The organism is Cytobacillus sp. GQ23, from assembly GCF_059758675.1.
Genome location: NZ_JCAXER010000006.1, coordinates 44,398 through 70,843, shown reverse-complemented (window position 1 = coordinate 70,843; position 26,446 = coordinate 44,398). Strand labels below are relative to the sequence as shown.

28 protein-coding genes are annotated in these 26,446 nt (G+C 43.0%); 7 read left to right on the top strand and 21 right to left on the bottom strand.

Annotated elements, in window-relative coordinates; translation table 11 throughout:
- Positions 1 to 122: 122 nt before the first annotated feature.
- A complete protein-coding gene (locus AC6CHU_RS06780) occupies positions 123 to 386 on the top strand; it encodes a YbyB family protein (protein WP_159862055.1) in 264 nt (87 codons plus the stop codon).
- 57 nt (positions 387 to 443) lie between these two features.
- On the top strand, positions 444 to 1,118 hold the full coding sequence (locus AC6CHU_RS06775) for a hypothetical protein (protein WP_159862056.1): 675 nt from the start codon (positions 444 to 446) through the stop codon (positions 1,116 to 1,118).
- A gap of 31 nt (positions 1,119 to 1,149) precedes the next feature.
- Here the strand turns inward: AC6CHU_RS06775 and AC6CHU_RS06770 are convergent, their stop codons facing one another.
- The 12 genes from AC6CHU_RS06770 to AC6CHU_RS06715 all read right to left on the bottom strand — a co-directional run bounded on the left by AC6CHU_RS06770 (position 1,150) and on the right by AC6CHU_RS06715 (position 14,184).
- The gene (locus AC6CHU_RS06770) at positions 1,150 to 2,475 is read right to left on the bottom strand and encodes a polysaccharide biosynthesis protein (protein ID WP_159862057.1); all 1,326 of its coding nucleotides are present in this window, start codon (positions 2,473 to 2,475) and stop codon (positions 1,150 to 1,152) included.
- Positions 2,476 to 2,607: 132 nt separating this feature from the next.
- Positions 2,608 to 3,975 (bottom strand): YjiH family protein, encoded by a 1,368-nt coding sequence (locus tag AC6CHU_RS06765; RefSeq protein WP_159862058.1) that lies wholly within the window; start codon positions 3,973 to 3,975, stop codon positions 2,608 to 2,610.
- 12 nt (positions 3,976 to 3,987) lie between these two features.
- Positions 3,988 to 5,307: an aspartate aminotransferase family protein gene (locus AC6CHU_RS06760; protein WP_498120862.1), complete on the bottom strand. Its 1,320-nt coding sequence runs from the start codon at positions 5,305 to 5,307 to the stop codon at positions 3,988 to 3,990.
- A gap of 86 nt (positions 5,308 to 5,393) precedes the next feature.
- The gene (locus AC6CHU_RS06755) at positions 5,394 to 6,770 is read right to left on the bottom strand and encodes a sigma-54 interaction domain-containing protein (protein ID WP_498120860.1); all 1,377 of its coding nucleotides are present in this window, start codon (positions 6,768 to 6,770) and stop codon (positions 5,394 to 5,396) included.
- A gap of 230 nt (positions 6,771 to 7,000) precedes the next feature.
- On the bottom strand, positions 7,001 to 8,881 hold the full coding sequence (gene abc-f, locus AC6CHU_RS06750) for a ribosomal protection-like ABC-F family protein (protein ID WP_159862061.1): 1,881 nt from the start codon (positions 8,879 to 8,881) through the stop codon (positions 7,001 to 7,003).
- Positions 8,882 to 9,207: 326 nt separating this feature from the next.
- Entirely contained in the window at positions 9,208 to 9,342 is a 135-nt protein-coding gene (locus tag AC6CHU_RS06745; protein WP_268891629.1) for an RAxF-45 family protein, read from the bottom strand.
- Positions 9,343 to 9,516: 174 nt separating this feature from the next.
- The gene (locus tag AC6CHU_RS06740) at positions 9,517 to 10,467 is read right to left on the bottom strand and encodes a cation diffusion facilitator family transporter (protein ID WP_251283260.1); all 951 of its coding nucleotides are present in this window, start codon (positions 10,465 to 10,467) and stop codon (positions 9,517 to 9,519) included.
- A 126-nt stretch (positions 10,468 to 10,593) separates the two neighbouring features.
- Positions 10,594 to 11,226 (bottom strand): response regulator transcription factor, encoded by a 633-nt coding sequence (locus AC6CHU_RS06735; RefSeq protein WP_159862063.1) that lies wholly within the window; start codon positions 11,224 to 11,226, stop codon positions 10,594 to 10,596.
- A 43-nt stretch (positions 11,227 to 11,269) separates the two neighbouring features.
- Positions 11,270 to 12,286 carry a sensor histidine kinase gene (locus AC6CHU_RS06730; protein WP_498120857.1) on the bottom strand — a complete coding sequence of 339 codons (1,017 nt, stop codon included), beginning with the start codon at positions 12,284 to 12,286 and terminating at the stop codon, positions 11,270 to 11,272.
- Positions 12,283 to 13,017, bottom strand: a complete 735-nt coding sequence (gene liaF / locus AC6CHU_RS06725; RefSeq protein WP_159862065.1) for a cell wall-active antibiotics response protein LiaF — start codon at positions 13,015 to 13,017, stop codon at positions 12,283 to 12,285. The genes AC6CHU_RS06730 and liaF overlap by 4 nt, the downstream gene beginning before the upstream one ends.
- A gap of 169 nt (positions 13,018 to 13,186) precedes the next feature.
- The gene (locus AC6CHU_RS06720) at positions 13,187 to 13,819 is read right to left on the bottom strand and encodes a PspA/IM30 family protein (protein ID WP_498120855.1); all 633 of its coding nucleotides are present in this window, start codon (positions 13,817 to 13,819) and stop codon (positions 13,187 to 13,189) included.
- Positions 13,820 to 13,836: 17 nt separating this feature from the next.
- Positions 13,837 to 14,184, bottom strand: coding sequence for a lmo0954 family membrane protein (locus tag AC6CHU_RS06715; protein ID WP_159862067.1), 348 nt, complete (start codon positions 14,182 to 14,184; stop codon positions 13,837 to 13,839).
- A 246-nt stretch (positions 14,185 to 14,430) separates the two neighbouring features.
- On the opposite strand from AC6CHU_RS06715, the gene AC6CHU_RS06710 reads away from it, so the two are divergent.
- Together AC6CHU_RS06710 and AC6CHU_RS06705 are read left to right on the top strand one after the other, a co-directional pair.
- On the top strand, positions 14,431 to 14,943 hold the full coding sequence (locus AC6CHU_RS06710; protein WP_498120852.1) for a hypothetical protein: 513 nt from the start codon (positions 14,431 to 14,433) through the stop codon (positions 14,941 to 14,943).
- 167 nt (positions 14,944 to 15,110) lie between these two features.
- On the top strand, positions 15,111 to 16,046 hold the full coding sequence (locus tag AC6CHU_RS06705) for a VanW family protein (RefSeq protein WP_159862431.1): 936 nt from the start codon (positions 15,111 to 15,113) through the stop codon (positions 16,044 to 16,046).
- 26 nt (positions 16,047 to 16,072) lie between these two features.
- On the opposite strand, the gene AC6CHU_RS06700 is transcribed toward AC6CHU_RS06705, so the two are convergent.
- Both AC6CHU_RS06700 and rraA read right to left on the bottom strand, forming a co-directional pair.
- On the bottom strand, positions 16,073 to 16,330 hold the full coding sequence (locus AC6CHU_RS06700; protein ID WP_159862069.1) for a hypothetical protein: 258 nt from the start codon (positions 16,328 to 16,330) through the stop codon (positions 16,073 to 16,075).
- Between the two features lie 91 nt (positions 16,331 to 16,421).
- On the bottom strand, positions 16,422 to 16,901 hold the full coding sequence (gene rraA, locus AC6CHU_RS06695) for a ribonuclease E activity regulator RraA (RefSeq protein WP_498120849.1): 480 nt from the start codon (positions 16,899 to 16,901) through the stop codon (positions 16,422 to 16,424).
- 179 nt (positions 16,902 to 17,080) lie between these two features.
- On the opposite strand from rraA, the gene AC6CHU_RS06690 reads away from it, so the two are divergent.
- Complete coding sequence (locus AC6CHU_RS06690) at positions 17,081 to 17,224, top strand: hypothetical protein (RefSeq protein WP_201306449.1); 144 nt, start codon at positions 17,081 to 17,083, stop codon at positions 17,222 to 17,224.
- A gap of 34 nt (positions 17,225 to 17,258) precedes the next feature.
- Here AC6CHU_RS06690 and AC6CHU_RS06685 read toward each other — a convergent pair whose 3' ends face one another.
- Positions 17,259 to 18,068, bottom strand: coding sequence for an Fpg/Nei family DNA glycosylase (locus AC6CHU_RS06685; protein ID WP_498120846.1), 810 nt, complete (start codon positions 18,066 to 18,068; stop codon positions 17,259 to 17,261).
- 169 nt (positions 18,069 to 18,237) lie between these two features.
- Here AC6CHU_RS06685 and AC6CHU_RS06680 point away from each other — a divergent pair, with 169 nt between their 5' ends.
- Positions 18,238 to 18,729 carry a hypothetical protein gene (locus AC6CHU_RS06680; protein ID WP_159862071.1) on the top strand — a complete coding sequence of 164 codons (492 nt, stop codon included), beginning with the start codon at positions 18,238 to 18,240 and terminating at the stop codon, positions 18,727 to 18,729.
- A 2-nt stretch (positions 18,730 to 18,731) separates the two neighbouring features.
- On the opposite strand, the gene AC6CHU_RS06675 is transcribed toward AC6CHU_RS06680, so the two are convergent.
- The 5 genes from AC6CHU_RS06675 to AC6CHU_RS06655 all read right to left on the bottom strand — a co-directional run bounded on the left by AC6CHU_RS06675 (position 18,732) and on the right by AC6CHU_RS06655 (position 24,138).
- Positions 18,732 to 19,862 (bottom strand): trans-sulfuration enzyme family protein, encoded by a 1,131-nt coding sequence (locus AC6CHU_RS06675; protein WP_498120844.1) that lies wholly within the window; start codon positions 19,860 to 19,862, stop codon positions 18,732 to 18,734.
- Between the two features lie 123 nt (positions 19,863 to 19,985).
- Positions 19,986 to 21,170 carry a Ger(x)C family spore germination protein gene (locus AC6CHU_RS06670; protein ID WP_251283265.1) on the bottom strand — a complete coding sequence of 395 codons (1,185 nt, stop codon included), beginning with the start codon at positions 21,168 to 21,170 and terminating at the stop codon, positions 19,986 to 19,988.
- Positions 21,167 to 22,756, bottom strand: coding sequence for a spore germination protein (locus AC6CHU_RS06665; protein ID WP_251283266.1), 1,590 nt, complete (start codon positions 22,754 to 22,756; stop codon positions 21,167 to 21,169). The genes AC6CHU_RS06670 and AC6CHU_RS06665 overlap by 4 nt, the downstream gene beginning before the upstream one ends.
- Positions 22,753 to 23,874, bottom strand: a complete 1,122-nt coding sequence (locus tag AC6CHU_RS06660) for a GerAB/ArcD/ProY family transporter (RefSeq protein ID WP_159862075.1) — start codon at positions 23,872 to 23,874, stop codon at positions 22,753 to 22,755. Before AC6CHU_RS06660 ends, AC6CHU_RS06665 begins: the two co-directional genes overlap by 4 nt.
- Before the next feature lie 33 nt (positions 23,875 to 23,907).
- Positions 23,908 to 24,138 (bottom strand): hypothetical protein, encoded by a 231-nt coding sequence (locus AC6CHU_RS06655; protein WP_159862076.1) that lies wholly within the window; start codon positions 24,136 to 24,138, stop codon positions 23,908 to 23,910.
- A 192-nt stretch (positions 24,139 to 24,330) separates the two neighbouring features.
- Between AC6CHU_RS06655 and AC6CHU_RS06650 the strand changes: the two genes are divergently transcribed.
- Entirely contained in the window at positions 24,331 to 25,857 is a 1,527-nt protein-coding gene (locus tag AC6CHU_RS06650) for an FAD-dependent oxidoreductase (RefSeq protein ID WP_159862077.1), read from the top strand.
- A gap of 214 nt (positions 25,858 to 26,071) precedes the next feature.
- On the opposite strand, the gene AC6CHU_RS06645 is transcribed toward AC6CHU_RS06650, so the two are convergent.
- Positions 26,072 to 26,359, bottom strand: a complete 288-nt coding sequence (locus tag AC6CHU_RS06645) for a hypothetical protein (protein WP_498120840.1) — start codon at positions 26,357 to 26,359, stop codon at positions 26,072 to 26,074.
- Between the last annotated feature and the right edge of the window lie 87 nt (positions 26,360 to 26,446).

The following is a 26,446-nucleotide window of genomic DNA, read 5'->3' as shown; positions in this document are numbered from 1 at the left end:
CTTGGAGAGTAATTATTTCATGTATGGAAACAATGTTAAAAGTTCTTAATGTTTGCTTCTGATTATGCCGGGTAAAGATAGAGCAAGAAAGAAAATCAAATTTATTAAGGAGGAGCATATTCATGAACTCTCGTCCGCTAAATCAATATCTATTAGCCGGTGTTGGCATCACGAGCATCTTATTATTAGCAAGCAAAAACAATCGAAATAAAGTCCAGTCTCTGGCAGTTAAAATGAAAGGCATGCTGCCTGAACGCTTTTTAAACGATACAGTGCCAACGGAAAAACTGGGTCACCCGGACCCGCATAATATTGAAGATAATAAAATGGTTGATGAAGGCGCTATGTATTCAGTAAATTACTATAATGAAACTGTTCAGCAATGACCTAAGGACTGACTCCTTAGGTTTTTTTAATAAAATTTGAGTTTCGGAGGAAGCAAGATGGGAATTCTGTTCATCCTGATTTATTTGGGAATCGTCTTGGCCGTTATTGAAATTAATACTCTAATTTTTACTTATACAGGACTTGATAAGCATGTTTCCAGATTTCAGGTAATCAGCATGCTAACTGGTACAGGATTTACAACTGGAGAATCGGAGCTCATCATTGACCATCCTATCCGCAGAAGGTTCGGAGCTTTTTTAATATTATTTGGCGCCTTTTCATTAGCAGTCATTATTTCGGCAATCAGCAATATCCTTTCCGATGAATTTTATACTGCAAAGATCTCGTTCGTGGCTGTTGCCCTGGTCATCATTATCATTATTTTAAGGCTGCCTAAGGTGCGGGATTATCTTCCCGGTAAGCTGGAGGATGAGCTTGAGGAACATTACGATTTCCGCGATCTTCCGATAAGAGAAGCTCTTCTTACAGATGATTCTGATCATGTACTGGACTACTTTATTGACGAAACATGTGAATTTAAAGATAAAGAGTTAGGTGATGTTATCAATAATGATGAGGATATCAATGTGCTGTATATTCAGCGGGGTGACTTAAAGATTAGAAAAGAGCGGCTTGTGACGGAGCTTCAGGAAGGCGACCATATTATCCTGTACGGGGACGAACAAACGATAGAGAGCAAATTTGGTAAAAATAATGAAGAAAAAGAATAAGCATCTGCCCATGTGGGGAGATGCTTATTTTTTAGTTAAACTGCTTCTCAGGCGATAGATAGAGGGTCAGGCCAATTTTTTTGCATACTGTTACATAATGCATCATCGCCAGGAGAACAGCTCCCATATTCATGCCGATAATAATCCCGTCCATCTGCAGGCTGTGAAGAGAGCCAAGCAAAAACATGGCTGAGAATGAAACAACGGTTGACCAGATGGAATGATAGAACGCCTCCTTCATCAGTCCCAGGCCGATTAAATAGGCCTGCATCGGAATTATGAAAAAGTGGAGCAGAAAAAATGGCCACAGCAGCTGTAAATACACGGCTGCATCTGTGGAGTGGAAAAACACCTCGGTCAGCGGCCGTGCAAAAAAATAGAAAAGCATAACCGATGGAATCCCATATAAAAAGGTTACAAAGAACACCTGCTGAAGAAGTCTCCGAAGCTCCTCCAGATTCTTATCCGCATATTCTTTGGAGACTGTCGGAATCAGTATAATTAAAAATGAATGTGCAATGAAAGAAGGGAAAAAACCGATCGTCATGGCGACACCAGCGAGCATCCCAAAATGTTCTGTTGCAATTTCTCCCGGCACTCCCGCCTTTAAAAGCGCCCCCTTAATCAAAAATGGCTGTATAGCATGTGTCAGGGCATGGAAAACTCTCAAAGCAGTCGTCGGTACAGAAACAGAGATTAAATTCCGCCTCACACTTCTCCCGCTTATAAACTCAGATGGCTCTTTTTTAATGCGCTGATACTGAATAATAAACATGTTCAGCAAATAAAGAAAAACAACAATCTCACTTCCTACAAATGTACAAAAGGCAATAAAGACTGCTGTATCGGCATCAAATTGAAATGCCTGATATAGCACCACGAGCAGCAGGAGCTGAGCGGATTTGCGCAGGAAATTGGAGGCAGCAATTTTCCCCATTTGATGCTTGCCCATAAAAAATCCTCTGGCAATCGAGGAAAAGGACACGATAGGGATAAACCCGATCACAACCCACCTTAAGAGCGGATGATACTCATTAAAGGCACTGACAAACGGGATAATAAGCGCTGCAGCCGGCACTAACACGGCCGTAAAAATAATGGTCAGCTTGATGACATGATTAAGCATGCTGAGATGGTACTTTTTATCCCTTTCGGCAATGAATTTGGAAATCGAAATTGGAAGTTCAAAACTGGCCAGCAGCACGATCAAAAATATGGTCGGCAAGATCGACATGTACATGCCGAGCCCCCTCTCCCCCAGTTCCCGGGCGAGCACCATATTCACCACAAACTCTATACATTCGCTTGCAAAAGCCGCCAGTGCAAGCAAGATGACTCCTTTGAAGAATTTACTCATTGCGCCTCTCCTTATATAATGCAGATTCTATATAAGATATGAGACATGCCCCGATAATATATTGCCTTTAGGAATTTTTAAGAAAATTAATATAATGAAAAGGAGAGCAGCCAGATGCCGCCCTCCTTTCAGTTAAAATACAAAAACATGTGCAATCAGTACAATAACAGGTAATGTAATAATCGTTCTTTCGATAAAAATAACGAATAAATCCATAAAATTCAGCGGAATATTTGAACGCAGAATCAGAATTCCGATTTCAGACATGTATACTAATTGTGTTAATGACAGTCCTGCGACAACAAATCTTGTCAGCTCACTCTCAATCCCGCTTCCGATAACAGCAGGAAGGAACATATCAGCAAAGCCAACAAGCATGGTTTGTGCTGCTGATTCTGCTTCCGGCAATTGCATAAACTCCAAAATCGGAATGAGCGGGGATGCAATAAACGCGAATACAGGAGTATATTCCGCAATGATCAGGGCAGCAGCTCCCAGACTCATAACAAGCGGAATAAGGCCCATCCAAATATCCAGAACCGTTTCAATGCCATCGGTTAAAAGCTTCTTGGGACCCGGGGCATTTTTTGCTTTATTAATCGCCTGCTCCCATCCCCATTTCAAATTGGAAACACCTTCTGGAATTGTTTCATCAATCTGCTGTCCCACAGGCTCATAATAAGTATCAGGCTTCCGGGATAATGGCGGAATTCTTGGCATAATCAATGCTGCCACCACACATGCAGCAGAAACGGTTAAGTAAAAAGGGATGAATAAATGTCCAAGACCAACCACATTCGCTACGACGAGGCTGAAAGCAACGGAGGCAATTGAAAAGGTTGTCGCGATGACCGATGCTTCTCTTTTTGTGTAAAAGCCTTCATCATATTGCTTTGTTGTAACCAATACACCTACTGTTCCAGCTCCCATCCAGGATGCAAGGCAATCAATGGAGGACCTGCCGGGAAGTGTAAAAAATGGTCTCATGAATTTTTGGACAAGTGCACCAATGAACTCCATTAATCCAAATTCCACTAAAAGCGGAAGAAGGATGCCGGCGAACAGGAACCATGTAAGCAAAACGGGCGCCAGATCGTAAAGAACCACACCCCCTGTATTTCGTGACCAGATAAATTCAGGCCCGATCTCAAACATAGTCATAATTCCGACTGCGAAACCGAGGATTCTCATTGTTAACCCGAACTTTCCAGTATCAAACAATCCTTTTAAAAACTTATTATTCAGTATTAGTGCAGGCTTTGCTGTTTTTGTCAGGACGGAAAGAAAAACCGATAATCCTAAAATGAAAATAATGATGGCAGGCATCTGTTCACTGAACACATTACCTAATAGTGATGCTAAAATACCAACGCCTATCGTTACGTCTCCCTGGAATTTAACGGGAACGAGAAATAGAAGCGACCCAATTAAAGATGGAATAATAAATTTCCAGGACTCTCCTGTCACGGCTTGCGGCTTAACCCTTGTCTCAGCTTTCATGCTCTTACCTCCTTATGATTTGGAAACCACTGCTTCATGTTCCATAAGTGCTTCTTCCAAGACTTTCAGTCCCTGGTCAATCTGCTCCTTTGTCACGACAAGCGGCGGAATCATCCGAATCACTTCCCCTGAATTTCCGCAAAGATAAAAGAGGACTCCCTTATCAAGTGAAGAGTTCAGAATATCCATTACCGCATTCCCATCCGGTTTTCCGGTTCGCGGATCGATTATTTCAATGCCGATCATCAGTCCCAGACCTCTGACACTGCCAATAGCAGGATGTTCAGCCTTCAAAGCCTGTAATTTCTGTAATGCATACTCTCCCATTTGCTTTGCGTTTTCCAAAAGATTCTCCGCTTTTAGCACTTCAAGAGAAGCCAAGGCAGCTGAACAGGCAATCGGATTTCCGCCAAATGTTGTTCCGTGGGCCCCCAGCGGCCATTTTTCCATTAGCTCCTTTGATGCTGCAGTCGCACTTAACGGCAATCCTGCCGCGATTCCTTTTGCAATTGCCATGATATCCGGCACAACATCAAAAGCCTGAGCGGCAAACCATTCTCCCGTACGTCCAAAGCCGGTTTGCACCTCATCAAATATTAGAAGAATTCCATGCCGGTCACAGATTTCCCTGATTTTCTGCATCCATACCTTTGGAGGAATAATATATCCTCCTTCCCCAAGAACCGGTTCAATGATCATGCAGGCAACCTCTTCCGGATCTACCTGATGCTTAAAGAGTGTTTCTGCATCCTTTTCCAGTTTCCTAGGGAAGTACTCCTCAGGATCTTCCCCAAAAGGACAATCCCGCATATCCGCATAGGGAAGCTGATAGGTAAGCCAGGACGGCTGCTGAAACTTGCGGTATTTACTCTTTGATGTGGATACACTGAGAGCACCCATCGACCTTCCATGGAAACACCCTGTGAAGGAGACAACATACGGCCTTCTCGTCACATACTTTGCAAGCTTAATAGCTCCTTCGATTGCCTCCGTTCCGCTATTTGCAAAGAAAAAGCAATCCAGATTTCCCGGAGTAATTTTTCCCAGCTCCTCTGCAAGCCGCAAAATAGATTCATAGATGATAACGCCTGACGGTCCGTGCACCAAATGGTCTGCACTGTCTTTAATAGCCTGTACAACTTTTGGGTGGCGATGCCCGACATTTTCCACTGCGATGCCTGACGTAAAATCCAAATACTCTTTTCCATCGACTCCGTAGTAATAGCAGCCCTCCGCCTTTACCACCGGCAAATTCGGATGGTCCTTTGCCATGCTTGGTGCCAATAAATTTGAAATGTTCCCTACAAGATGACTCCAGTTTTCTCCGTTCATACTTTTCCCTCCTGAATTCTGCATTTGATGTTAATGCTATGTTTTCTCTGCTATTCTTTAATGCAATATTCATGCCAAAGTATGTATTAACAATCATATTTTTTTAATTTTCTCACTACTGAAGGCTGACTGATCCCCAGAGCGACCGCTATTTCAGTAGTAGTTCGATAACGCTTCCTTGCATTGATTAATACTTTTTTCTCTACCTCCTCCAAAATTGCCGGAAGAGACTGTCCCTCATAATCTATAAAATCCTCTTTTTTCACCTGTATGTGGTATTCATACGGCAGATCCTCTTTCGTGATCCTCAAATCAGTGCTTGTCACGATAAGCCGCTCCATCAGGTTTTCAAGTTCTCTTACATTCCCCTTCCATTCCAGCTGCAGCAGGTGATCAACCAAGGACCTGTCCAGCTGTCTTTCACGATTATGCCGCCTGGAGATAGTGTGGAGAAAATAATGAATGAGCGCAAATAAATCTTCTTTCCTCTCCCTCAAAGGAGGAATCTTTAATGGCACCACGTTCAGCCGAAAGAATAAGTCCTGCCTGAAATCCCTGGATTCCACTGCTTTTTCGAGATCCTTGTTTGTTGCAGCCAGGAGCCTAAAGTCTGCATGAACCTGCTTTGTCCCTCCTACTCTATAAAACTTCTTGTCTTGTATGAATTTCAGGAGCTTTGCCTGCAGATGAGCTGAGAGTTCGCCAATTTCATCAAGAAATAGCGTGCCTCCTTTTGCCATTTCAGCAAATCCCATTTTGCCTTTATTCTTTGCCCCTGTAAAAGCACCGCCTTCATACCCGAAAAATTCAGCTTCAAAGATGGATTCCGGAATGGCACTGCAGTTCACTTCAATGAATGGCCCGTCTTTTCGCGTACTGTTTTGATGAATCCATTTGGCGAGAGCCGATTTTCCGACACCAGATTCACCCAGAAGCAGGACTGTGACATCTACATCCCTGATTCTTCTGATGGTTTCGGCAATATTTCTCATCGCCAGGCTGTCAGCTATCATGCCATCCACTTTGATGCTCTTATTGCGCAGGAGATCCAGCTCGCTCTTTACCCTGGCCATTTCCTCCTCAACACCATTCAGATATTCTTTAATAACAAGAAGTTCTGAAACATCATAGGAATAGCTGACGATATGATCGATTTTTCCAGCTTCATTAAATACGGGAATCCCAGTAACCAGGATCTTTTTGCCCGAGCCGGCTTTTTGCACCATAATGACTTTTTTCTTTTTCTTTAATACTTCAGGAGTAATTGCAGGCTTAAACACTCCCCGTCTTTCCAGCTCATATACAGATTCACCAAGCAGCGTCTCCGGTTCTATTCCATAATGCATCCCGCTGCCCTTACTGACTTTTAAAATTATGCCGTCTGCATTGGTTACCATAATGTCTTCTTCCATTGAAGATATGACTTCTTTGTCATTATTCCAATCCATGAAAAAGCTGTTCATTTAGGTCCTCCGAAAAAATTATTCAATATTGAATAGCCTTTTTTCTTTTGAAAGATCTTATTATTAAAAGAAACTCTCGTAAAATTATTCAGATTTAAATAATTATTCAATTTTGTATATTACTATACAGGAAATAGATGAAAACTGAAAGGTTTATTTGAAATAAACTTATATTAATTCGATTAAATGCATAAAAAAAGGCTAACCCATTTGTTAGCCCTCATTCGCCTTTATAAAATAGCATCCAATTTCCCGTATAGCTCTTCCCTCTTCTTTTCAAGTTCTTCTTTTTCCTTATAAAGTGTTTGCAGTTTCTCCAGATCCATTTCCGATTCCAGAACCGTTTCTAATTTCATAAGAGTTGTTTCAAGTTGTTCAATTGCGTATTCCAACTCTTCAGTAACCTGCACTTTATCCTTTTTTTCCGGTAAAACAGCTGCAATCTTAGCCTTTTTCACAGCAGGCACATCAATATCCGCTTTCCACTTCTCATCCATTTTCTTTCTGGCCCGATCATAATTCCCTTCATAGTAATGAAGTTCTTTTTGATCAATCCAGTATATTTTGCTGAATATTCGATTGATAAAGTAACGATCATGGGAGACAGCCAAAATGGTTCCATTGAATTCTTCCAATACCTCTTCGAGTACCTCTCTAGATTCGATATCAAGGTGATTGGTCGGTTCATCAAGAATAAGAAAGTTAATGTCCCTGTGCATAAGCTGAGCCAGACGGAGCCTCATTTTTTCACCGCCGCTCAATTGTGAAACTTTACGAAAAACAGTGTAGCCATAAAAGAGGAAACCGGCCAGAATATGGCGTGCCTCTCCTTCCGTTACAGCAAGCCCTTCCCTAAAGGCATCAATCACCGATTGATCATCTTCATTTGTGAAAACATGCTGTGACAAATAGCCGACTTTCAAGTTGCTCCCTATCCGAATTTCCCCTGCATCAGGTTCTAGCTCTCCTAGCATCATTTTGACCAAAGTCGATTTTCCTGTCCCATTATCCCCGACAATAGCGGTCCGGTCGCGGTATTGGATGTGTATGCTGACGTTTTGGAATAAGTGCCTGCTCCCAAAAGACTTGCTTACTTCTTTCATTAAGATCACATCTTTTCCGCTCCTCTCTGATGCTTCGAGATCAATATTCATTTTTTTGCGGTTTAATACAGGCCGGTCCAGCTTCTCCATCCGATGGAGGGCTTTTTCCATGCTGCTTGCCCGTTTATGAAGGCCCGCGTTAGGCGGGGTGCATTGATTGGCCCACTCTCTTAACCTCTTGATGGCTTCCTTCATCTTCTTGATTTTTTTTTGCTGCTCCTCATATTGCTGAAACTCTCTCATCAGCCTTTCTTCTTTCTCTTTTACAAAGCCTGAATAATTTGTCTGGTAAAGGGTGATTTCGCCATCTTCCAAATCCAGAATCCTGCTGGCCGTTTCATCTAGAAAATAGCGATCATGTGAAATGAGCACTACTGTTCCTTCATAATTCTTTACAAAATCAGCCAGCCATTCCACTGCCTTAATATCCAGGTGGTTGGTCGGCTCATCCAGAAGAAGCAGATTCGGGCTTTTCAGAAGCATGTGGGCGAGACATACCTTTGTTTTTTCACCACCGCTTAGAATGCTGAAATCCTTGTTCAGAAGACTGCTGATATCAAGACCATTTGAGATGCGGTCTATCTGGCTATCCATTTCATAGCCATTATTCAGTGCAAACTGATCCTGCAGCTCTCCATACTCTCCAATAAGTTTAGATAATTGATCTGAAACCGTTTCATCTGCCATTTGCTGTTCCATTTTCTTCATCGTTTTTTCCATCTCCAGCAAATAAGTAAAAGCTGTTTTTAAAACATCAATTGCCTTCATTCCTGCCGGATAGTCCGGAATCTGTGCCAGATAGCCAATTTCATACCCCTTTCTCCAATGAATTTTGCCCGCATCCGGGTCTTCTGCTCCAGCGAGCAATTTGAACAAAGTCGTTTTTCCGCTTCCATTTCTTCCTGTCAAACCAACCCTGTCTCTCTCATGAATTTCGAAGGATATATTTTCAAACACGGTATTTCCGCCATAAATTTTTCCGACTTGCTGTGCGCTGCATGCGATCATAGATATTTCCTCCAAATTTTTAAAATATACATAAAAAAGCCATAGGAAACATACTCCTACGGCTAGGTAAAGTCTTGATAAAATGAAGCTTTTTCTGGACGATTTTCCGCTCCCAGTTAGCTGTGCGGCAATGCGCCGGCCACTCAGCTGCTGCCAAAATGCGGCAGCTTAATACTGAGTTCATTTAATCGGACTTTTGTTGGAAGCTTGACGCAGCAGGATTTCTTAATCTTGTTGCGAAGCTTCCAGCAATTAAACGGGATAAAAAAAGAGAGCTTGAAGAAGCTCCCTTCACCGTTCTTGGAATGCGCGTTAAAGAGATGTTCTCACTGTTTTGTTTTCATATGAAATTTGCTAAAAAAGGGCAGACTTGTCCCGTTAACAGCAAAACCATGAAAAATTGCACGGTAAATTGTCAGGAATTCAATCCATTCACCACGTGCCAAAACAGTTCCATTCATCTCTTCTCCACCTCCATTTCAAATAGGTTAGTTTTATTTTAATATTTCTTCAATTTAAAGGCAATGGGTATTTTTCCAGCAAAATGTGCATTTTTTAGAAGCAGGGGTTCCGCGGATAAGAAAAAAATTTATACCCGCTAAAAAAGAAGCCTTAGTGCGGGCTTCCTTTTCAATTTATTTCCAAGTCTGGATTTGATCTGTCTCAAGAATACCAAGAGTTACATCACTAATATCAGGATCATCCAGCAGCTGATTTCTCACACCAATTTTTATATCATCTGCATCGGCAAGTGTTAGTCCTTCTACCAGCTCAATGTATCCTTCCACATGATATCTTCTCCCTTCCTGGATCAGCCGCAGCTGTTTTATATCCACGACCTGAGGATCTCCGAGAATAATTTTGGCGATGCGGTCTTCAATGTCCTTTGGTGCTGCCACTCCAATCAGGCCCAGTGTATTCTCAAATCCAATTTTTACAGCTATGCCCACCAGAAGCAGGCCAATTAAAATCGTTCCGACTCCATCCAGATAATAAAGTCCTGTAAAATGAGCAATTAGAATTGAAACAAGAGCAAGCAGGGCACCAAATGTCGCAATAATATCTTCATAAAAAACCAGGCGTGTCGGAGGTGAGGCAAGCCTGACATTTTTAAAGGCAACCGGCACAATCCCAATTCCTTTGGCGGGATTCCTGGTTTCATGCCCGATTTCTTTCATGGCTTTTAATAGAATAAATCCATCAACCCCCACCGCAAGGAGCATAACCCCAACATTGAGCCAGAGATCGGTGGATTCCTTTGGATGCTGAATCAATTCCCAGCCTTTATGTATCGTTTCATAGGCCATGATGGAAATGACGATAACAGCAATTAAGACAAACAGGTTGATTACCCGGCCAAATCCTGTTGGGAATTTTTTAGTTGGCTCCTTTTCTGCAAGCGCGCTGCCGAAGAACACAAACCCCTGGTTCAGTGCGTCAGCGACAGAATGAAGAGTTGTGGCAAGCATCGCCCCGCTCCCGCTTGAAAGAGCTGCAAGGCCTTTAGCAATTGCCAGAGCTGTATTTCCAATTGCCGCCATTCCGGATGATTTATTTCCTTTTTTCAATAATGCAATCACAGACATTTCCTCACCGCCATTTTTTAGTTTGGTTTTATTGTTACCCTCAGGATCCGATTCTGAATCATTTTTCCTCCATATTTCTTAGGCAAAAATAAAAGAGCTAATATCAAGATTAGCTCTCCAAAAATATTATTTAGCCAGCGAGTGCTTAAAGGCATAGATGACAGCCTGAGTTCTGTCTTGCACCTGCAGTTTGCTTAATATATTGCTCACATGTGTCTTGACTGTTTTTAAGGCAATAAAAAGCTCGTCTGCGATCTCCTGGTTCGTTTTGCCTTGTGTCATTAACAGAAGGATTTCCATCTCGCGGCTGGTCAGCTCTTCATGGGGCAGCTGCTGGTTTTTCTGCCTCATTTTCACCATCATTTTTCCGGTTACTTCCGGTTCAAGCACCGACTGTCCATGATAAGTAGAACGGACTGCCTCAGCAATCTCACTGGCTTTCGAGGTTTTAAGCATATAGCTTGTCGCTCCTGCCTCTAAAGCCGGATACACTTTTTCATCATCCAGGAAGCTTGTCACAATAATGATCTTAGCTTCCGGCCATAGCTCTATGATTCTTCTGGTCGCTTCGATTCCGTCCATTTCTTTCATGACCAGATCCATCAGAATGATATCCGGCCGCAATTCGAGTGCCAGATCAATAGCTGTTTTCCCGTTATCCGCCTCACCTATAACCTCTATATCCGGCTGTGCCGTCAAATAGGAAGACACCCCAATCCGAACCATTTCATGATCGTCCACAAATAAAACTTTAATCATTGGCCTCACCCTCAGAATTTAGTCTTGCCTAAAACAAATTTATTTACATAATCGGAACCTTCACTTCAAGCCGGGTTCCTTTATTTTTCACACTGATTATTTTCATGCTGCCGCCGACTTCTGCTGCCCGTTCATACATATTCTGCAGGCCATAGGAGCCTGCCTTTGTTTCCTCCACATCAAAGCCCACACCATCATCAGCCACCCGAAGTATGGCATAATCATCTCTTTGAATCAGGAGCACTTCAAGATTCTGTGATTTGGAATGGCGGAGTGTGTTGGACACAGCCTCCTGAAGGATGCGAAATAAATGGTCTTCCACCCCTTTATCGAGCGGGAAGTTCTCAACCTTCCATTCAATATCCATGGAAACCTTTTGAAGCAATTCGACTAACAGCTCTTCAATTCCTTCCTGAAGGCTTTTGCCCTTAAGTGCAGCCGGACGAAGGTGCAGCAGCAGGGCACGCATTTCCAGCTGTGACTGATGAATCATTTCCTCCACCATTTTCAGCTGTTTTGCCTGCCTGTCTTCCGGATCCTGCTGGGTTTCAGTAATGGCGGACATCATCATGGACGCAGCAAACAGCTGCTGGCTGACAGAATCGTGAAGCTCACGGGCAAGCCTGTTCCGTTCCTGGGAAACAATCTCCTGCATCCTGTTCTCGATATCTTCCGCTTTTTCATTTGCCAGTTTTTGAGAGATCTTTGCCTGTTCTGCTATATTCTTTTGGATTTTCTCAGCCCTGGCTGCTATAGACTTCAATTCTTTACCTGTTTCCGGTACCTCTAATTGCCTGCCTTCTTCAACCTGGTGGAGCATAGTATCTACGGCAAAAAGCTGCCGGCGCCAGTAAATGCCTGACAGCAAACCAAAGATCAGGCCAATGGCCAAACTTATGCTCGGCACAAAAATAATAAAAGGAATATCAAGTACTTCCGTTTCCCAAAGATCCTTCCAGCCGGGAATGGGAAACATCGTAAAAAAAGAAGCTGTCAGGACAGCAAGAATGAGGAGAGACATGCCCGCTCCCCATGCAATTTGCCGCTGAAGGATATTCATACGCGCTTCACCTCGAGATCCCCGGCTGCAAAGGAAGTGAAAATCTTAACGCGCTGTCCGGATTGATCAAAGCCCGGCGTCTGAAGGTGAAGATGCTGATTAAACATCTTTGATTCTTCGTACTCAAATATTCGGGCCTTTCCTGCTATGGCTGAATGGCTGACACTAACCTCCACGTCATAAGGAACAAGGACCTGTACATTTCCAATGAAGTTCCGGATGAAAATGACGGTCTCTCCCTTTGGAATGACTGTATAGCTCAGGTCAATAACGGTATCACCTATTCCGGTCTGGATATTGATATCGTTCCATTCATACACCTGCTCAGGCGTTTTTTGCTGGCCGACAAATATATTGGAAAAAAGGGGATTCTTTTTTATGACTGTATCTTTCTGGAGATTTACTGCCGGTTCCTTTAAATCCGGATGAATCCGTTTAGGGTCTTTCTTAGACTGCCCAAACTGAATCAGCAGGTGGACCAGAATTGCCAGCAGGAAAAATTTCAGCGTCATCATGCCTAAAATATTGATGAGCAGAATGATTAATCCTAACCAGAAAAGCCATTTACCTGAGCTCTTTGGCATCCACTTTCTTCCGATATATACCATTCCAATTGGCACAAGAAGAGAGAATACCATACCGCTGTTGAAAAAGGCTATTTCTATAAAGAGAAAGACAATGCCCAATATAATGATCCAGTTCATATAGTCCCTTTTGTTGTAAGTGTTCATCTGGCATCCTCCTTTTGTGTAATATGGAATGATTGATTAAAAGGCGCAGTCATTCTACGCCTTTTTAGAATACCATTTTTTGTTCGTTAAGTAGAAAGAGTTTTTATCTTTTGAGAAAAATATCATACAGGCAGGCTTCATTTTTTGTTCAAATAGAACTTCTCAGCTATTACAATACAGGCTTTTTCTCCAGCTCTTTTTCCAGCTGCGCGATGCGTGCATCGATTGTGCTGCGGTGATAGGAGCTTTTCACCTGCTGCTCAAGACGGTCTAAATAGGACTCAATTTCCTGGAATCTTGTAATGGATTTATCACTGTTTTGATCAAGCACCTTATCCATTCGGTTGTTGGCGCGTGTAATATTTTCACGGCCCATCAGTTCCATGCGGCGGATATGCATATCCTTCAGTTTATGCTTCATTTCCTCATATTTTCTTTCAAGATCACCCAGTTGATTTACCGCCTGGTCTAATAGATCCTTCAAGCGGCCGGCACGCTCTTCATACTGCATTTGCTCCTGTGATGCGAACTGGAAGAGTTCCTCTTCACCGGCCTTGGAAGCAACATCTGCCTGGCGCTTGCGCTTATCTGCAAGGTTTTTAGCCTGCTCGTATTCCCGGGTGAATTCTTCTTTCAATGTATATTGACGTTCCAACAGCTTGCGGACCTTCTCAGTTTCCCTCTCACAATCACGAAGGTATTGGTTTAATAGTGCTATTGGATTCCTTTTCTCCTTTTTATCCAACGCCTCATGAAGGTCTGCCATTACAGTATCTTTTATTCTTGTTAATAGGTTTGCCATATGGATCTCTCCTCTTTTTAGTTTTTATTTAATTCTGCCCATTGCTTTTCAAAGCTGGCAAAAGGATCATTATCTTCTTCCATTACACTTGAGCCTGAATCGTTCCATTTTTTATAAACCAGGTAAAGCACGTATGCAGCTGCAAGCCCCAGAATTGCTGGGAAGTTGGAAGCTGTGGCCATCAAAGCCATAAATCCGATGATGCCAAGACCGATTTTCGCCATGGTGCTTTCTGCTTTTAAAAATTGTTTAATCACAAAGTATAGAATTGCCGCGCTTACTGCGAGACCCACGATTGGGCCAAGATTCGAAATCAGCACCATCGCTGCAATTCCACCTGCTATCAATAATCCAACTTTTTTCATTTTTCGTTTCCTCCTTTCTTGATTTCATCTTACCTGTAATCCGTAAATGCTATAACGAGCCTCAGCTTTATTTTTAAATAAGACCTGAGACGTAGCAGCTGGTCGGCCCCTTTAAATTTAATTGGAAAATCTGGAAAAATAATCTACGTTAGTGCAGTAAAATGAGGGGTACACATGAGGTGTGCAATCAATTAACGATGTCTGATCGGGCAGTTTTTATAGATCTATTGAATTGGAGGGACTTCCATGTTTGGGTATGATGATTTTTTAAAGTTCATGCAAGCTTTTTTTGTGGTATTCCCAATAGTGACCCTCATTCATTTGCTAGGTCATATATTCTTTGCAGCCATTTTTGGCGGGAAAAGAATCCGTGTTATCATTGGCACAGGGAAAATTCTATTCACAACGAGGTTTTTGGAATTGAGACGGTACTACTTCTGGTATGGAGGGTGTGAATATACCTCTTTAAGATACAGCAGTAAACTGACCAAATCTCTTATCTTTGTAGGAGGATCCATTTTAAACATTGCGAGTATTTTTCTTGTGAATCACTTGATCCAAATAGGTGTTCTGGATGCTAATATGCTGTGGTACCAATTTATCTATTTTTCCTTTTATTATGTTTTTTTCGCTCTGCTGCCAATGGATATGGCAGATGGCACACTTAGTGACGGGAAGGCCATTTATATGCTGTGGTGCAATAAAAATATCAATGATTGCTCCGCGGACTGTCAGCTCGTCGATGAGAAAAGATTATGATCATCCAAAAGGAAGCCCAAAGAGGAGCTTCTTTTTTGTATGTATTTCTTTTTTGTAATTGCTTATTGCGGCCAGAACTTAAGCAGATTGGAATGATGATCAAACAGACTTTTCGGCACATGAAAGAATTCTTTCCTGCCAATACTAATGGCGGAGGTGAGAATAATATGAATTTCTCATGGGTATTAGGGATTATGTTAATGGTACAAACACAGACTGCCGGGCTTCCACAAGATTTGTCCATTGAACATAACGGCCAAACCATTTCAAATATCAGCAGAATGGACTATCAAATACCGTTTCCCGGGCTTCCCATGGTAGATAGCGAACGGTTCATTCAGCTCCTTGAGACATTGGATCGACAGACGTATATTCCGCCTATGAACGCTTATATAGACGACAGCGGGCGGATCGTTGCCGAGAAACCCGGAAGAATCCTGCATCGCAAAGCATTCATCGATATTTTCTATACGTATTTTTATAATAAGGGAACGGCAAGAATTCAGATCCCGATGCTCCCCGTTTATCCTAGAGTGGATAGGGACCTTCTTTCCCATATTCGGGTTAAAATGATCGGCCAGTATGTTACATACTTTAATCCCAATAACACCTCGCGCTCGCACAATATTCAGCTTGCAGCTGAAGCCCTTGATAATACTGTGGTTTTTCCGAAAGAAGTGTTTTCTTTTAATCGTGCGGTTGGCAAAAGAACAGCCGGGAAAGGCTATATGCGTGCCCCGGTTATCGTAAGGGGGGAATTGTCAGAAGATATCGGAGGCGGGATCTGTCAGGTATCCTCGACTCTGTTCAATGCAGTGGACCGGGCTGGCGTCAAGGTACTCGAGCGTTATTCCCACAGCAAGAAGGTTCCGTATGTACCTCCCGGCCGGGATGCAACGGTAAGCTGGTATGGCCCGGATTTCACCTTTAAAAACCGCTACAGCTCGCCACTGCTTATACGGGCAAAAGCCCTGAACGGCCAAATGGTGGTCAGGGTATACTCATCTGATGAAATAGACTATGAGCCCCGCCGGGTCCCGAAGGCCTCAACCATGCTGCCGGAAGAAATCAGAATCGAAAAGGAAACGATTATAGAGGACTGAAGTTGATCAGGCTATTCATTGAACATCTATAAAAGAAGACCAAGAAGCATTATGACCAGTCCAAAGACCGAAGAGATCCGCTTCACACCTCTATTCTTTCCGGGCTTTAGGAATAAACTGATCACAAAGCCAACTGGCAAAATAATGCCATTAAAGCTGAAAGTGAATGTGCCTAGTATATAATAACCAATCAGCTTCAGCACCAGGTGCTCTTCTTCCTCATTCCTGCTGCGGAACAGAAGATAAATGCCGGCGGCCCATATTAGCAAAAAGATTATAAACATAATGTGCACCCCCTTTAAGATACGGTATTCCCTCTTAGTCAGGAAAGTGCCAATAAACAGGAAACACCCGCTCACCAGCGGGTGTTCAACTTTAGATAAGCGGCTTCGAAGAGACAATCACACCATCATCATCTGCATAAGCATATTCTCCCGGCTTCCAGTCAATCCCGCCAAAAGTGACAGGAATGCTGCGGTCTCCTTTTCCTTCTTTACGGCTTTTCAAAGGATTTGAACCAAGTGCCAAAATGCCTGTATTTAGGCTTCCAAGCTCCACTGTGTCCCGAACGCATCCGTAAATAATTACACCGGCAAGCTCCCTTGATTGAGCAATCTCACCAAGCCGGTCACCCATTAGGGCACATCTTTTTGACCCGCCGCCATCCACAACCAGTACATTTCCCGCTGGTATTGACTCCAGTGCCTCTTTTACCAGCACATTATCTTCAAACACTCTGACGGTCGAAATGGGGCCGGAAAACCTGCCTTTTTTCCCATACGACTTAAACTCCTGCTGGCAAATACGCAGCTCGTGACTGTACTCATCACATAAATCTGCCGTTTTAAAACTCAAAAGAGATCTCCTCCTTAAGCACTTTTGGCTGTAAACCTCTTCATGCCATCTTTCAATACTTCGATATGCAGCAGCCTGTTCCCTTCCTATTTTAATAATCGAATGGGAAAGATTACAGATTTCAGGCATATACCTTTTAGTAAAGAAACTCTGCACTAATAGAAAAGGGAGGTTAAAGGATGGCTTTAATGTGGGCAATTACCATCGGTTTTATTGTGTCACTGGGTCTTGTCGGATACATGCTTGTCCATTTTCTAAAAGGTGCAATGGATACCCGTGATTCCAAGACTGTTGACAGAATCGAGAGTGATACAAAAGAGTAATGAAAAGAGGCTGCCGAAATAGGCAGCCTCTTAGTCAGCTTTGGCAATTTGCACAATAGAACGTTTTCCGTGAAGATATTTCTTCTTTCACTATAGGGCTGCTGCAGCGAAGACATGGTTCTCCTTCTCTGTCATACACTCTGCACTGCTCATTATACCCTCCGGTTCTTTTATCTCCTTTAAACAACGGCTCTTCCATATAGCCCCCAAACTGAATGGCGCGGGTTAATACGCCCCTCATGGACTGATATAGGATTTTTATTTCATCCTCATCCAATTCATCTGCCTTTTTCATTGGCAGCAGTCCTGCCTCAAAGCAGATTTCATCACTGTAGCAATTGCCGATTCCCGAAAGAAAATGCTGATTGATGAATGTTGTTTTCAGCATTCCTCTTCGGCTTCCGATCAGTTCCCGGAAGGCTGTAAATCCCAGCGTGTGAGCCAAAGGCTCCGGTCCCAGATCTGAAAGCTCCTTTTCAATCTCTGCGTCTGTCAGCAGATGAAGATAGCCAAGTCTTAGTCCAATAAAATAGAGCTTTTTATCACCGAAAGAAATAATAATCTGTTTAGTTCGGTCAGGTTTGTCCGCTTCATTTCCTATATACATCCACCCCCCCAGCATCAGATGAAGCAGCAAATTTTTACCGGAGCTCAGTTTGAAAATAAGATGCTTGGCCCTTCTTTGGATTTCGTTTATTTGCACACTAATCAGCTGACTTTTGAATTGGGCAGGCTGAACGTTTATGGACTTTTCGCGATTTACTTCTACATCGGTAATGACTTTACGGGCCAGCTGTTCCGTTAGCAGCCTTCTATAGGTTTCCATTTCCGGAAGTTCAGGCATCATGTCAGCTCCTTCCTAAAATACTGTTACCTTAGTATTTAATGGAAGGAATCACTTCATTCCTGGAAACTGCACAATAATACATTCATTGTTAAACATTTCGTAACAATAGTTTCCAATATTTTGATGTTAAAAATGGTACGATTAAGATAAAGGGAGGTTTTTCCATATGCAAAAGAACCGTTCCAGCAAGCAGGCATTATTGTTTTTCTTCATTTATTCTGCATTACTTGGCAGTTTAATTTTTGCTGCTGCCACTTTCAAACCTTCGTTCCAAGAAGAACAGCCAACCGAAATTTCTTTCACTTTCTCGAAAGAACTCCAGATTCAAAAGCATAATCAGGAAAGGAAAGCAGCTAAGAACGAAGGGAAATGGAAGCCAACCAAAACCTTTGTAATCACAGCCATTTCCATTGCCTCCTGCCTTGATATCATCATTGTTCTGCTCTGGGCCCGTCATGAGAATAAACAGAAACAGCAGGGGCAACTCTCTAATCCGGATAGATTGACTAATAAGAAGTGGTTCTGGTACTTGGTTTCAATGGGCATTGTTTTGCCCAGGGATGGCAGGCTGACATTCAGCCTTAGAAACTTCATCTTAACTGCTGCCTTATTGGTGTTATTGAAGTTTTGGATGTTAGCCCGGCTTGAGAGCATCTAATATCATCCCTGACTTCGATTAACTGCCTCATTAAGCTGTGCAATAATATCGTCTGCATGTTCAATACCGATGGAAATCCTCACCACGTGCTTGGTGATTCCAAGTTCTTTGCTCACTTCAGGAGGCAGTGCACGATGGGACGTTGTCAGCGGATGGGACACCGACGTTTCAACACCAGCAAGTGTCGGAACAATTTTAATCCACCCCAGCTCTTTAAAAAACGCATTCACATCAGTACTTTCAGACAATTCAATTGTTACAATGGCCCCGAACCCTTCTTCACCGTGCTGGGAAGGATAATATACCTTATTTACCTTTTGCTCTAATGCCCTTGCCACTTTACTGGCATTGGCAGACTGCTGCTTCATTCTGAGTGCCAGAGTTTTTGCTCCCCTGCAGGTCAGCCAGGCTTCAAACGGGCTTAGATTTGCGCCAAGGTTAATAATTTTTGTGCGTGCTTTCCCGACCAATTCTTCATTTCCTGCCAGGACACCTGCTGTAATATCGCTGTGTCCGCCTATGTATTTGGTTGCACTGTGGACGACCAGATCAATGCCTTTCAAATAGGGCTGGCAATGATATGGAGTGGCAAATGTATTATCAATCAGAGTAACGAGGTGATGCTTCTTCGCCAGTCGGACGACATCCTCAAGGTTTTCCACCCGCAATAAAGGATTTGTGATGCTTTCAGAGTATAAAAGTTTTGTATTCTTCCTTATGGCCCCCTCCACTTGGTGAGCATCAGAAAATGGCACAAAGGTTACTTCTATACCAAGCTGTGTCAGCTCTTCCTTAATTAAATGGAAGCTGCCTCCGTACAGGTCATCTGCTGCCACGATATGATCTCCGTTTTTGACCACAGCAAGCACCCCCGCCAGGATGGCAGATAAACCGGATGAAGCAGCAGTCCCGGCCGGAGCTCCTTCAAGGCCGGCAATTAATTCACCAAGCTCATCTGTATTCGGATTCCCAACCCGGGAATAAAGATAATTGCCGTTCCCCTGATAAAATCCCTCCAGCTCATCAAGGTCGCTGAAAGCGAAAGCAGAGGTTTGATAAATGGGTGTTACTTTACTTTTAATTTTTCGTTGGGTGTTATGGTTTCTATGAAGAACAGAAGTTTCGAAATTCATTTGGTCTTACTCCTTTAAAAGAAATAGGCCTGGAGACAAGCCCAGACCTTTTTAATGAAATTAGCTGAATTTATAAAAAATTATATCAATACAGCTTTTATACGTCAATGTACGAGAGGATCCCTACTTTACTTCCTGCAGAAAACTTTTTGTCCTGATGCCCGTCCTCCGAATGATTAATGTTGTGTCTACATGTATATCTGCTTGTGCAAATTTTTCATCCCAGTTCTTCTCGACCTTTTTGAAATCCTGATAATCCTCCCTCATCACAACCTCGCCAAAACCGAAGATATCGGTTCCATATTCCTTCTGAACTTTTTTGATCGTTTCAGCAACCATTTCATTAATCTGTTTCTCTGCCATTTGCCCATTTTCATCGAATGTCTTTGCTTTATCAAACTGATCGTTGCAATGAGTACCGTTAATATAGGACTCTGCTCTGATTTTTATATGGATATCTGCTTTCCCATTCTCGAGTTTCCCTTTAACTTTCGTCCGTGTATCGTATACTCTTATCCCCATATAACGGTTTTCGCTGCATTTTACAGTAATCGACGTTTTATCAATTTTATTCTGAAGCCATAAGTAATTTCTTGAATCCTCCAAAGTTAGAAATCCATCCAGCTTATCACCTTTGAATATCGCCAGTGAGTCCAGGACTACAAGTGCGTCCGGGGTGACCTTCATCATATTTTCCACATTTGGGCCAGCCTCCGGGTCACCATTTATTCTGACAGCGGCCATTACAGGCTGACGGCCCGGAGTTGTCCAGGCCGTAATGACATCATTCATTCTAACGCCTGGGTCTCCGCCCCAATCCTTCATCATGGTATCCAGCTGTGTGTGCAATTTTAAAGAAGTAGATTTTTGGAATTGATATGTCACCTTTAGAATATCAGAACCTTTGGCTTCTCTTGCAATCAATATATTAAAATCATCTCGAATCTCCCTGTTTCTTTCCAGAAAATCAATGAAGTCAATAATCCCCTCTTTGGCTAGTTCCTCTCCAATAATCAGCGTGCGCATGTGAGAATAGATCAGATGCCTGGATAGTCCTTCATTCACTCTATAGGCCAGCTCTGCCAGAGAATTTCCTTCTGCAGAGAATACGATAGAAGGAGCAAAGCCGCTTGCGGTGCGGTTATTTAACTCGATTGCATTAACGCCTTCCACAGTCAGGATGTATTTATCGTTTTCTCCCTTATCCACAGCCATTCCTATTACAACGGTTATTTCCCCCAGTTCTCTCTGATCCCAGCATCCTGTCAGCAGTATTGCCGTTAAAAAAATGGCACCAAATTTTTTCAATTGGACTGCTCTCCTTTCATTGGGGGAGGAGAGGGCGACCCTGTCTTTGGAAACTTTTCAGGATTCTGTGTTTTTAAATATGCCGGCCTCTTCCTCATGCTCCAGATCGGGAATCGGAAAAATACATCCTTCTGCTGCTCAATGATAAACGGTGCCACCGGCGATAGATATGGAACACCAAAAGACCTGAGAGAGCTCAGATGGGCCACAACAAAAACAAGTACAATCAGTACGCCATACAAGCCCAATATAGCCGATACAATTATCAAGAGAAACCTTAACAGCCTTGCTGCTGCAGCAAAACTATAAGTTGGTGACACAAAATTGGCGATGGCAGTAATAGCGACAATGATGACCATAATATTCGATATTATCCCTGCCTCTGCTGCAGCCTGGCCGATCACGAGTGCCCCTACAATGGAAACAGTCTGCCCGACAGCCCTTGGCATCCTAACACCGGCTTCCCTCAGGATCTCAAACGTTACTTCCATTAATATAACTTCAATGACCGCTGGAAAGGGCACTCCTTCCCGCTGGGCAATGATCCCGAGAAGCAAAGGGGTTGGCAGAAGCTCATGATGAAAGGTTAAAATCCCGACATATAAGGAGGGCGTAAGCAAGGCAATCATAAAGGATAAATAGCGGATTAATCTTAAGAAGCTTCCCATCATAAAGTTTTGATAATAATCTTCTGCGATGGAGAAGAAATCGACCAGTACTGCCGGAACCACCAGTACAAAGGGAGTACCATCGACAATGATGGCAATCTTCCCTTCCAGCAAATTAGCTGCCACCGCATCAGGCCTTTCACTATTCAGAGCCAATGGAAAAGGTGTCGCTGCTTTATCTGCAATCAGCTCTTCAATATTTCCGGATTCAAAGATGGCGTTCACCTTTATCTTGCCAAGTCTTTTGCGTACCTCCTCAACGATCTTTTTATTTGCGATTCCTTCCATAAACCCGATGTATACAGTTGTGTTAGTTTCAGAACCAATAATGAATTTTTCAAAACGGAGGTTCCTGTTTTTTATTCTTCTTCTCAGCAGGCTTACATTGGTTGTTATCGACTCTACGAACCCATCCTTAGGCCCCCGGATAACCGTCTGCGTGCTTGGCTCAGTTATGGACCGGTCTTCCCCGATAGCCATAGAAAGGGAAAGCGCCTTCTCCATATCTTTAAATAAAATAATGATGTTTCCATAAAGCAGAGAGGTGATAATCTCATCGAATGTATCAACAAGCTGATAGCCTGCTCCCCCGAATTTCTCCTTACATAAAGACTTTAAATCATCCTCTGTTGATAAATTAAAACCATCCTTATGCCCGCTGATGGATTGCAGGATCGTTTCCTTGAGTGATTTAGTATCAATCATGGTTGTAAGATAGACAAGCAGCGCATCTTTGCCTTCTGTTTTCAGTTCATCCATGCTTAAATCAATCGTGCTTCCGAACTCTGCTTTGATTTTTTTTCTCAGCTGTTCCAGGCTCATGCTTTTTAGAACCGGACCCGGGTCTGCCGCTTGCTCAATCTGAACAGGGTGTTCCTTTTTTTTGCGCATTTTCAAGAGTGATTTAAGAATACTCAAAACTTCATCCCCTTCGTGCCGGGTTTAGCCTTTTTCTTTCGGCTCTTCCATAAAACTGCGATTAATAGAAGTGAAGGCAGCGCGAACTGCATCGGCAAATGCAAGAAGTATGGAACCATCTCAAGTCCCTCCTGCCAATGGTCACCGAAATTGGCTGATATCAATATAGAATAAGATGACACAATCATGGCTGCCGGAAGGGAGAAATACCGATACGGAATTCTGAAGGTGTATTCCAAGCCCTTCAGAGCTGCAAACATAAATACGGATCCCTTGACCAAAATCCCCAGCATCATGATAAAAACAACGAGCGCATCAATTCTTTCTATGAAATTGCCTATGGAGACCTCGCGGGCAGAACTGAGCATAGGAAAATTGGAACGCAGCAAAGCATCAGATCCCAGTGTCACAATCATCAAAAACATCGCAAATAATAAAAGCACACCCGCAATCGCCACTCCCAGCAATGACACACGCAGGCAATATTTAAAGTTGGTTACGACGGGAAGGATGAGTGTGAATGCAACAAGCTCGCCAAAAGGAAACACGATTAAAGTTGGAAAAAGCGCTTTTACAACCGGCTTAATCCCATCTCCGAGCACGGGCTTTATTTCATTTAAGCTGGCATTCCCGCTTGCAAATAAGAAGATGGTCAGAAGGAATAAAAATCCGAATAAATAAGGCGTAAAAATTTCTGAAGTTCTCCCAAGGACTTCGAGGCCGAGATATAAAATATAGGCCATGGCAAGACAGATGGTCAGCGAAATGATCTCAATTGGCGTCGACGGCAGAATGGCCGAAGCAATCAATTCGCCAAAATCCCGGACCACACGGCTTGCAAGGTACAGAAAATAAACTACATAAATACTAGAAAAAATTATGGCAAGCGGTCTTTTAAAACCCATTTCCATGAGTTCATACAAATTTTTTCCAGGTACCCTGCTAATCAGGAAATAGTAGAATAGCATGATCCCAAACCCGAACATAATGGAAACTGCAATGGCAATCCAGGCATCCTTCTTGGCATCCCCGCCTACTCCGACAACAATGGCGCTTCCTAAAAGGAAATTGATCAACAATGTCAGCAGCTGGCTGAGAGAAATATTCTCTTTTAACATTCCATCACCAATCCCTTTTAAGATGTGTAAGTTCTAAGATGACCGATTCTTTTTCCTGGCTTTCCAAAGATGGAAATCAACAGCTGCACTCGAGGCAATTCCAATCATAACGGTAACAATAACAATCATTCTTCCAGTAGCAACCTCTGAAAACAGCAGATTCCTCAAAGCTTCAAAAAACGTTTCATCAAATATTTTCATATCAAAAATAGTGCACAATATAGCCAAGAGCAGAAAAATGGCCAGATAGCTAAATGTAATCATGTCTGTACCCCATTAACATTGGATATTGTATATCTTTTCTCGGTCTGCCCATTTTATCCAGAATAAAAGAAAAATCTGGCCAGGATCCGATTTACCATTCCAATTATTTGGGTATGGTTAGAGAAGGACAAATTGTATAGGAATAGGATTTGCAGGAAAAATTATGTATGAATACAACGTAGGAGGACAGATATGACGACATCCAACCACAAAACACCTCAATATCCTGAGCCATTTTGGAGGGAAGAGGAGCTTCCTGCCTTTGACAAGCTCAGAGAAGATGCTCAAACGGAAATTGCGATTGTCGGAGGAGGCATAACCGGGATTACAGCAGGGTACCTTCTTGCCAAGGAAGGTTTTAAAGTGGCGATCCTTGAAGCCGGCAATATCCTGAACGGCACCACTGGCCATACAACAGCAAAAGTAACTGCACAGCATGGTCTAATTTACGATGAATTGATCAGCCACTTTGGCGTGGAAAAAGCTAAACTTTACTACCAGGCTTCCGCTGACGCTCTGGATTTTATCAGGAAGACCGTTTCTGACCAACAAATCCAATGTGACTTCAGCAATGAAGAAGCCATTATATATGCTGTTTCGGAAGAGTATGCACAAAAAGTTGATAAAGAGCGCCAAGCCTATGAAAAACTCGGCATTCCACACGCAATGAAGGAGAGCATCCCGTTTAACATCAACACGACTGCTGTGCTTTCTATGAATAACCAGGCCCAATTCCATCCTGTGAAATACTTGAAAACGCTCCTTAAAGAATTTGTGGATCTCGGAGGGACTGTTTATGAAAATACAACAGCATCAGATATTGAAGAAGGCAATCTGCCTGATGTGGTAACCAGAGATGGCCATCGACTGAAATGCAAATATGTCATTGCAGCTTCCCACTTCCCTTTTGCGGATATGAAAGGGTTTTATTTTTCCAGATTATCTCCGGAAAGATCTTATGTCATTGGCGTAAAAATCAAAGAGGATTTTCCTGGAGGCATGTATTTAAGTGCCGATTCACCGACCCGCTCGCTGAGGTACACCCCCTATAACGGAGACAAGCTTATTTTAGTCGGCGGGGACAGCCATAAGACGGGTCATGGGCCGGATACGATGAAGCACTACGACGCCCTCGAAGTATTTGCGGAGGAGGTGCTCGGCATAACCGATTATCCTTATAGATGGTCTGCCCAAGATTTATACACACTGGATAAAGTCCCTTATATCGGTCCGATCACGTCCAAGCAGAAGAATATTTTTGTCGCAACAGGCTACCGGAAATGGGGGATGACAAACGGGGCAGCAGCTGCCATGCTGATAAGGGATCAGATAATGGAAAGAGACAACCCTTATGCCGACCTGTTTACTCCATCAAGATTCCAGGCTGACCCAAGCATTAAAAAATTTATTGCAGCCAATACAGATGTTGCCGGACAGCTGATCAAAGGCAAGCTTGAATTTGTTCCAAAAGATACAGGGGATCTGTCCAATGATGAAGGCGGCGTCGTAATGATTAACGGCAAGCGGGCAGGGGCATACAGGGATCCTGAAGGCAGCCTTCATCTTGTGGATACAACCTGCACCCACATGGGATGTGAATGCGAATGGAACCATGGTGATCGCACCTGGGATTGCCCATGCCACGGCTCACGCTTTTCCTATGATGGAACCGTTGTCGAAGGTCCCGCTGCCAAACCGCTGAAAAAGGTTGAAGAATGAGATATAGGTAATTGAAATGTAAAAAAGACAGTCTTCGAATGGGAAAACTGTCTTTTTTTATGTGTTTCGGAGGATTTACGCGCCAGTGATAGAGCTGGTCCTGATTTATGTACAGATAATTTTTTTATGTGCGGATAACCTTTTTTGTGGGCGGATAGAACTTTTTTGTGCGCATACCCCATTTTTCTGGGCGGATAATTCTTTTTCTGTGCGCCTAGCCCTTTTTGGTGGGCGGATAAACCTTTTTCTGTGCGCATAACCCTTTTTGGTGGGCGGATAGAACTTTTTTGTGCGCATACCCCATTTTTCTGGGCGGATAATTCTTTTTCTGTGCGCCTAGCCCTTTTTGGTGTGCGGATAAACCTTTTTCTGTGCGCATAACCCTTTTTTGTGGGCGGATACTACTTTTTCTGTGCGCATAGCCCTTTTTGGTGTGCGGATAAATCTTTTTCTGTGCGCCTAGCCCATTTTTCTGTGCGGATACTACTTTTTCTGTGCGCACAGCCCATTTTTCTGTGCGGATACTACTTTTTCTGTGCGGATAAATCTTTTTCTGTGCGCACAGCCCTATTTATGTGCAGATAGTATT